Annotated in this window: 9 protein-coding genes; 3 read left to right on the top strand and 6 right to left on the bottom strand. The window is 70.7% G+C overall.

Features of this window, described 5'->3' with window-relative positions:
* On the top strand, positions 1 to 731 hold a 731-nt coding region (locus tag HV826_RS35495), incomplete at its 5' end, for a LysM peptidoglycan-binding domain-containing protein (protein ID WP_368671068.1).
* A 96-nt stretch (positions 732 to 827) separates the two neighbouring features.
* Here the strand turns inward: HV826_RS35495 and HV826_RS35490 are convergent.
* The 5 genes from HV826_RS35490 to HV826_RS35470 all read right to left on the bottom strand — a co-directional run bounded on the left by HV826_RS35490 (position 828) and on the right by HV826_RS35470 (position 5184).
* Positions 828 to 1262 carry a LysR substrate-binding domain-containing protein gene (locus HV826_RS35490; RefSeq protein WP_368671067.1) on the bottom strand — a complete coding sequence of 145 codons (435 nt, stop codon included), beginning with the start codon at positions 1260 to 1262 and terminating at the stop codon, positions 828 to 830.
* Positions 1263 to 1293: 31 nt separating this feature from the next.
* Entirely contained in the window at positions 1294 to 2067 is a 774-nt protein-coding gene (locus tag HV826_RS35485) for a DUF4157 domain-containing protein (protein WP_176421442.1), read from the bottom strand.
* A 10-nt stretch (positions 2068 to 2077) separates the two neighbouring features.
* Positions 2078 to 2623: a hypothetical protein gene (locus tag HV826_RS35480; RefSeq protein ID WP_368671066.1), complete on the bottom strand. Its 546-nt coding sequence runs from the start codon at positions 2621 to 2623 to the stop codon at positions 2078 to 2080.
* 197 nt (positions 2624 to 2820) lie between these two features.
* On the bottom strand, positions 2821 to 3870 hold the full coding sequence (locus HV826_RS35475; protein ID WP_255217576.1) for a type IV pilus twitching motility protein PilT: 1050 nt from the start codon (positions 3868 to 3870) through the stop codon (positions 2821 to 2823).
* Positions 3871 to 3966: 96 nt separating this feature from the next.
* Entirely contained in the window at positions 3967 to 5184 is a 1218-nt protein-coding gene (locus HV826_RS35470) for a metallophosphoesterase (RefSeq protein ID WP_176421441.1), read from the bottom strand.
* Between the two features lie 179 nt (positions 5185 to 5363).
* Between HV826_RS35470 and HV826_RS35465 the strand changes: the two genes are divergently transcribed.
* Both HV826_RS35465 and HV826_RS35460 read left to right on the top strand, forming a co-directional pair.
* A complete protein-coding gene (locus HV826_RS35465) occupies positions 5364 to 5888 on the top strand; it encodes a hypothetical protein (protein WP_176421440.1) in 525 nt (174 codons plus the stop codon).
* Between the two features lie 54 nt (positions 5889 to 5942).
* Positions 5943 to 6740, top strand: a complete 798-nt coding sequence (locus tag HV826_RS35460) for a TIGR00266 family protein (protein WP_163786341.1) — start codon at positions 5943 to 5945, stop codon at positions 6738 to 6740.
* Positions 6741 to 6771: 31 nt separating this feature from the next.
* Here the strand turns inward: HV826_RS35460 and HV826_RS35455 are convergent.
* Positions 6772 to 8258: MYXO-CTERM sorting domain-containing protein (locus HV826_RS35455; RefSeq protein ID WP_303623602.1), on the bottom strand; the 1487-nt coding region annotated here is incomplete at its 5' end.

Below are 8258 nucleotides of genomic sequence, written 5' to 3'. Positions count from 1 at the left end.
GCCCCACACCCCCCACGGAGCCCCCCATGAGCAGCTACCGCATCAAGTCGGGCGACACCCTCTCCCACCTGGCGCAGCGCCACAACACCAGCGTCAGCGCGCTGATGAAGGCGAATCCGCAGATCAAGAACGCGGACCTCATCTACGCCGGCAAGTCGCTGAACATCCCGGGTTCGCGGGACTCCTTCGAGAGCGGCTCCGCGGGCAGCGCGGGTGGCGCCACGGGCGGTGGCAGCAGCGGCGGCGCGCAGGGCGTGCAGGGCCCCAACAGCTCCGGCCCCGGCACCCGCGGCCCCAAGGGCAGCCCCTTCGACATCGCGTCGCAGCACCTGAACAAGAACGCGAGCTCGCTGAAGCTGGAGAAGAACGGCGTGGGCGCGGACATGGAGGACTGGGTCCCCAACAACGTCAACTGCGCCAACTTCGTGTCCGCCGTGCTGGAGCAGTCCGGCCAGATTTCCGACGCGCAGCACGACAACAGCGTGATGGGCCTGATGGCCAAGCTGGACCGGGACCCCAACTTCAAGCGCATCGACCTGAAGGACGCGAAGCCGGGTGACGTGGTCTCCATGAAGACCAACGGCGGCCAGCACGTGGTGATGTTCGCGGGCTGGAAGGACGGCAAGCCGACGTTCATCGGCTCCAACAACGTCAACTCGGATGGCTCGCAGCGCGTCACCATCTCCAGCATGAACTACCCCATCATGGCGGTGCACCAGTACCAGGGCTGAGCACCCGCCCGCAGCCGAGCGAGCACCTCCGGGGCTCCGCGTCCGACCTTCCAGGCGGGCACGGGGCCCCGCTGGCGTTCAAGCGCCCGCGGCGGCTCAGCGCCGGGGCGCCAGCGACAACGCGGCCTGGATGAGCGGGCTGCGCGCGGCCGTCTTCCTCCAGGCGGCGTGGACGGAGCCCGTGCCCGCGCCCGGCAGCGCCTTGGACACCACGCCGGCTTCGCGCGGCCCCTCCGGCAGGAGCGAGGCCAGCAGCGAGAAGCCCAGCCCCGCGGCCACGAAGCCCAGAATCGTCTCCGAGGAGTCCGCCGCGTGCAGGCGCCGGGGCGTGACGCCCGCCCGCGCCAGCGCCGCGAGCTGCAAGTCCCTCAGGTACCGGTCCGTGCTGTAGGCGATGAACGCGTCGTCGCGCAGCTGCTCCAACCGCACCCGCGGACGCTTCGCCTGCGGGTGGTGCGCGGGCAGCACGAGATGGAGCAGCTCGGCACGCGGCTGGATGAGGCGCGCGTGTCCCGGCTCCTCTCCGAGCACGACCCGCTGGCCCCGCCCAAGCCGTGAGCGCTCAGGGCGCGCCGCGGCCCGCGTGCAGGCAGCCCACGGCCTCATCCAGCAGGTCGAGCGCCGCGTCGGACCAGCCCCGGAGCTTCATGCGCGGGGACACCGGCGAGGTGACGGGGATGAGGCCGGCGACGGCGGCGTCCTCGATGAGCTGCGCCTGTTGCTCGGGGTTGAGCTGGGCCCACCGCTTCTCGCGGCTCACGCCCTTGCGCCAGTCGTAGCCATCGCCGGACCACTGCGCGGCCAGCGCGGCGCTCAGGTAGGCCGTGCCGCCATGCTGGTGCTGCCACACATGCGTCAGCTCGTGGACGAGCAGGCCGAAGTCCACAGCCCCGCTCCGAGGCGGGACGAAGACGGTGTTGCCGTGCGCGAAGGCCCGCCCGGGGAGGCCCAGCAGGCCCAGCCGGCCGACCTTCACCCGCACCGCCGCGTAGTTCAGGCTGTCTCCGAAGATGGGCCGTAGGCGGGTGATTTCCTCCACCGTGAGGCGGCGGCCCGGCGGCTCCAGACCGACCAGCACCTGCACCGAGCTGAGCACGCGCCCGCCCACCATCAACACGGCGTCCGCGGGGAGCTGCGCCACGCGCGTCAGGCCCTGGCCCAGTTGAGGCAGTCCCTCGCGAGGCCGGCCGCGCGCGCACTGCGCCACGCCTCCGCCCATCGCCTTCAGCACCACGCCCACGCTGCGAGCCACGCCCACCGACGCGCTCGTGACACCGGTGAGCAGCCCCCGGCCCGCATCCACCAGCCGCTCGGAGAAGGGGGCCGCGTGGCTCATGCCATGTTCCTCAGCGCCCCACCGTCATGGCGCGCAGCCCGGAGAGGCCCATGACGGACTCCACCAACGTGCGCAGCGCGCCCGGGCGCCACGGGCGGGACAGCGCGAAGTGCGTGAGGCTGGAGGCGCTGTAGGCCGCCGCCACCTCGGGACGGAAGTGGGACGACACGAGGATGCGCGGCCCCGACAGGTCCCGGTCCACCAGCCGCGCCAGGAAGGTCGGCACGGCCGCTCGCTCCACGGAGTCCAGGTCCACGACTACCGCCTCCGGCACCACGCCCAGGTCCATCCGGCGGTCCGCCGACGCGATACCCAACGTGGGGACCAGCTCGAAGTCTGACGTCAGCTCGCGGCCCATGGCCAGCCGGAAGAGCGGCTCCTCCGAGACGAGCATCACCCGAGGCCCCTTGGGCGCGCTCCGGTGACGCCGCGCGGGCGCGAAGGCGGGCTCGGCGGTGGGCTCGATGGGAAGACGCAGTGCGCCAGCCTCCACCAGGTGGCGGGCATCGAGGAGGGACTGCGCACGGCGAATCAGGGGGGAGGGGGCGCTGGACACATCGCCACAATAACCAGCAATAGCGGAAATATCAAGCTTTGCTTCAATTCGCGGACTTGGCTCCAGGATTCCTGGACCTTCAAACCCACGGAGTCGGGCGTTTTGACACACCCGTTCAGTGGGTCAAAAGTAACACCTATCCAAGTGTATCGGGTCGGATTCGACCCATATCATTCCACTGGGAATCGCCGCGTCGCTCACTCGAACTCGAGCGCGCGCTGGAAGTCGGCCGGGTTGGAGGCCGCGCTCTGCGCCGTCTCCAGGGTGATGAGCCCCTCCCGGTAGAGCTGCGTCAGGTGCTGGTCGAAGGACTGCATGCCGAACATGTCGCGGCCCTTCTCGATGACGTCCTTCAGCTCGCTGGCGCGGTCGTCGCGGATGTACTGCTCCACCGTCTTCGTCTGCACCATGATTTCCAGCGCCACCGTGCGGCCCTTGCCGCTGGCCCGGGGCAGCAGGCGCTGCGACACCGTGGCCTTGAGGCAGTCCGCCAGGCGCATGCGCACCATCGTCTGCTCTTCGGCGGAGAAGACCGACACCAGGCGGTTGATGGTGCGTGACGCATCCGTCGTGTGCACCGTGGAGAGCACCAGGTGGCCCGTCTCCGACGCCTTGAGCGCGATGTCGATGGTCTCCGTGTCGCGCATCTCGCCCACCAGGATGACGTCCGGGTCCTGGCGCAGCGCCGCGCGCAGCGCAATCGCGAAGCTCTGCGTGTCCGGGCCAATCTCCCGCTGGGAGATGGAGGACTTGATGTTCTTATAGATGAACTCGATGGGGTCCTCGATGGTGAGGACGTGCAGGTTCTCCGTGCGGTTGATGTGGTCAATCATCGCCGCCAACGTGGAGCTCTTCCCCGACCCCGTCGCGCCCGTCACCAGCACCAGCCCGCGCTCGTTGCCGGCAATCTTCTTCAGCACCTGCGGCAATCCCAGCCCGTCAATGGTTGGGATTTCATCCGGGATGATGCGCAGGATGCACGCCAGCGAGCCCCGCTGCCGGTAGATATTCACCCGGAAGCGCGCCACGCCTGGGAGGCTGTAGGACGCGTCGCACTCCTGAAGCGTGTCGATTTGCTTCTTCACCTCGGGGTCCGACACGACATGGAAGGCCACCTGTCGTGTGTGGTCCGCGTGAAGCTTCTCCATCTTCAAGGGCCGGAGCGCGCCATTGACCCGGTAGATGGGCGGGTCCCCCGGCCGGAAGTGGATGTCCGATGCACCGTTCTGCACACCGACCGCGAGCAGCTTGTTGAGCGTTGCCAGATCCAGGGGAGTGTCCCTCTTCAGCCAGGAGAGCCACGGACTCTAGGCGGACGCGCAACAGTTGCACATGGTGTGCAATCAACCCGGGGCGGACACCAGGGTCAGCTCGGCAATCTCAGGCGACGGCCCCAGCCGGAGCGGCGGCCCCCAATAGCCTGTCCCCCGGTGGGTATAGACGCGCACCCCGGCGATGGTGGCAAGTCCACGCACCACCGGCTGCTGCAACTTGATGAAGAACATGAAGGGAAACACCTGTCCGCCGTGCGTGTGCCCGGAAAGCTGCAGGTCCACCATCACCCCAGCCTCCGCCACGCGCAGGGCGGACCGGGGCTGGTGGGCCAACAACAGACGCGGCACGCCGTGGGGCGCCCCGTGCAGCGCCAGCTCCGGACGGCTGGCATGCGAGGCAATGAGGTGCCCCGCGTCGTGGTCCGTCACCCCCGCGATGGTGAGCCGCGCCCCGTCGCGCTCCACCACCCGGTGCTCGTTCTGAAGGACGGTGAGGCCCAGGCGCGCCACCTCCGCCGCCCAGGCCGGCCCCCCGTGGTAGTACTCGTGATTGCCGGTGACGTAGAAGACGCCCAGTGACGCGCGCAGCTCCGAAAGGGGCTTCACCTCGTGCCGCAGCGCCTCCACGGTGCCGTCCACCAGGTCGCCCGTCACCGCCACCACGTCCGGCTGGAGCGCGTTCACCTGCTCCACCACGCGCCGCAGCCAGCGTCCGTCCAACGTGGGCCCCACGTGGATGTCCGAAATCTGCACCACCTTCAGGCCGCTGAGCCCGGGCGCCAGGCCCGCCACCGGCACCGTCACCCGCTCCACCGTCGCCCGGCCACGCGCCGTGATGAAGGCGTACACCACCGCCGGCACCGTCACCCCCACCGCCACCAGCGCCTTGCCCCGGGCCAGGACCAGCGCGTCCGTCACCATGCCCGACCACGACAGGCCCAGCCCCACCAGGTCCGCGACCACCACCGCGCTCAGCAGGATGCCGAAGGCCCCCAGCCACACGTAGGACGTCCACTGGAGTGCCTGCGTCCAGAGGGTCGGCTCGCGACGCGACGCCGCCATCCCCACCGGTAGCGACAGGAAGAGCAGCGCCACCAGGACGGGGCCCAGCCAGGCCCACGGCGCGGGGAGCTGCGGGCTCACGAACAGGCGCACCGCGAGGTACGCGTGCAGCCCGCCCATCAGCGTGAGGATGCCGCCCAGCGACATCAGCCACCGCAACGCCAGCGACAGGGACACCCTGGGCCGCCGGGCCTCCTGCTCCACTCCTGGGGTCAGCTCCGCCACGGACGACAACCTCCTTCTCACCGGTGCCAGCGCTGACCGCGCCCGGAGCGCGGGGACATAACGGCCGCCTGGGGCCGCTGCCCGGCAACCCGCCCGTACACCAGGCGGGTCAACGCCTCATCTCGTGCACCACACCTAAGCCACGGGCGGCAGGTTGGCGAGCCAGCTACGTTCAAAGCATGAGAACTTCACGTATCTTCACAGCCGCGCTGCTCGCGGCGGCGGGCGCGGCCTGGGCCCAGCCCGTCCAGTACCTGGACCTGCGAACGCCTCGGGTCGCGCTCAACGCGCGCGTCACCGACCGCGACCTCACCAGCCCTGACCTGCAGATCGGCTTCAGCGACGACACCCTGCGAGGCCGCGCCTTCGGCAGGCCCCTCAACCTCACGCTGGACGCCGCGCGGGTCCGAGGCATCTACGGAAGCGGCCCCGTGGACCTGCGGCTGACACAGGAGGAAGGCGGCCTGCGCGCCAAGGGCACGTTCGGCGGGCAGCTCACCGACTTCCAGGTGACGCCGCGGACGTTCAAGGGCGACGTGGGCCGGTGCAGCTACGAGCTCACGGCCTCCGAAGAAGGCCGCTATCAAGGCTGGCGTTCGTGCCTCGCCGGCTTGGAGAACCCGGTGTCGCTGTCGATTCCGCCTGCCATTGGCGGCGACGACGCCCGGCTCGTGGCCACCCTGGCTGTGATTCTGTCGCGGTAGCCCCACCTCGGGGCGGCTATGGTGCACGCCGTTTCCTCACGACGGAGCGCATCCATGGCACGCATGCACGAAGTGGACTTCCACATCTACGGCGAGGACCTGCAGTTCGTCGAGGTGGAGCTGGATCCAGGAGAAGCCGCGGTCGCCGAAGCCGGCACCCTCATGTACATGGAAGACGGCATCGAGATGGAGACCATCTTCGGTGACGGCTCGGAGAAGACGAGCGGCTTCTTCGGCTCGCTGCTGGGCGCGGGCAAGCGCCTGCTGACGGGCGAGTCCCTCTTCACCACCGTCTTCCTCAACAAGAGCGGCCGAGGCAAGCGCAAGGTGTCCTTCGCCGCGCCCTACCCCGGGAAAATCATCCCGGTGAACCTGAGCGAGCTCGGCGGCGAGCTGATCGCGCAGAAGGACAGCTTCCTCGCCGCGGCCAAGGGCGTGACGCTGGGCATCGCCTTCCAGAAGAAGCTGGGCACCGGCCTGTTCGGCGGTGAGGGCTTCATCATGCAGCGGCTCCAGGGTGACGGGCTCGCCTTCATCCACGCCGGTGGCACGCTGCACGAGCGCACGCTGGGCCCCGGTGAGCTGCTGCGCGTGGACACCGGCTGCATCGTCGCGTTCCAGCCCACCGTGGACTACGACATCCAGATGGTGAGCGGCATCAAGACGGCCTTCTTCGGCGGCGAGGGCCTCTTCTTCGCCACGCTGCGCGGCCCCGGCAAGGTGTGGCTCCAGTCGCTCCCCTTCAGCCGGCTCGCGGGCCGCATCCTCTCCGCCTCGCGCCCGGGCGGCGCGACGGGAGAAGGCAGCGTGCTCGGGGGCGTCGGCCTGGGCAGCCTGCTGGGCGACGACTGACGCACCGGGCAGGCCGGCCGCTCGCGGACCGCTATCCGCGACGCCGCCGCGACAGGCCGGCCAGCCCCGCCAGCAGCACCCAGGAGCCCACCACGCCCACGGGCGAGGCGCCGCAGCCACACCCCACGTCGAGCGCCGCGGGCCCCCGAACCTGAAAGCCCGTGGTCCGCGAGCGCGCCGGCACCTGGCTGGAGGTGACGAGGTGCTCCTGCGCCGCGACCTCGTGCGCGCCCACGGACAGCGCGAGCTCGCGGGGCACCTGGTAACGGAAGGCCCCGGTGTCATCGGCCGTCACCGTGGCGACCTCACTGCCGTCCACCTCGATGACCACCGTGGCGCCAGCCGTCGCCGCGCCCGCGAACAGCGGCGTGGAGTCCACCACCTCGCCCTCCGCGGGGACCACCAGCACTGGCCAGCCGTCCTCCGGCACCTGCGTGCCGCCATCTCCCTGGGACGTGCCCGCGTCCTGCTCGGACGTGCCGCCATCGCCCCCGCCGCTCACCTCCTCGGACTCGAAGCGGATGGGCTGCGAGTAGGGCCCGCTGAGCCCCGCTTCGTTGTGCGAATGGACGGTGACGAAGTGCGGGCCCGGCGCCAGCGGTGTTTCGAACGGCCACTGGTAGCGGAAGCGACCCGCGCCATCCACGGGGATGATGACCTCGGGGCCGTTGTCCACCTCGATGCCCACCGTCAGCCCGTTGGGCGCGACGCCCGCGAACAGCGGCGTGGTCCCCACCGTCTCGCCGTCCCGCGGAATCACCAGGATGGGCTCCACCACCACGCCGCCATCCTCCAGCGTGGCCGCGACGGAGAACGACACGGGCGCGGAGGGCGCGCTGTACGCGCCCAGCGACTCCGCCACCACGTGGACCGTGTGCGTGCCGACCTCGAGCGGCGCCTGCTCCGGAGGGATGGCCGCGGTGAACAGGCCATCCGCGCCAGCGCCCACCTGAAGCCGCTCGACGTCATCGACGAACACGAGGACCCGGACGCCAGGGTCCGCCCGGCCTTCGAAGCGAGGCCGGTGTGGAAGGCCCACCGCTCCGGACACAGGGGAGATGACAGCCGGCATCCCAGGCGCGCGATAGGCCGCGAGGTATTCCTCGGCGAAGCCCTCGCTCCCCATGCCCGCGCCGTGCGTGCCGCCATCCGCCGTGTTGGTGGTTCCAGCGGCGCCACCCGGCACGCCCCTGGGACACGACGCCGTCACCCCTTGCAGCAGCACGCCGCCGCCACCGCCGCCACCGCCCGGGCCGAGCACCCAGTCCGGGTAGCTGACGTTGCCACCGTTCCCGCCCGCGGCCTGGGCACTCCCGCAGGCCAGCGCGTCCTGCGCGCGAAGGATGAGGACACCGCCCGCGCCGCCGCCGCCCGCCCCATCGTCGCCCGGCGTGTGGCCGGCCGCGAGCCCATCCGCGGAGAAGCGCCCTGCGCCCGAGAACACCCTCGCCCGGATGAGCACGACGCCGCCGCCCGCGCCGCCACCCGAGCCCAGGTCATCATTGCCCTCCCCCGCGC

The sequence above is a fragment of the Myxococcus sp. AM010 genome, assembly GCF_013372585.1.
Classification (GTDB): domain Bacteria; phylum Myxococcota; class Myxococcia; order Myxococcales; family Myxococcaceae; genus Myxococcus; species Myxococcus vastator.
This window is presented reverse-complemented; position numbering and strand designations above follow the sequence as displayed.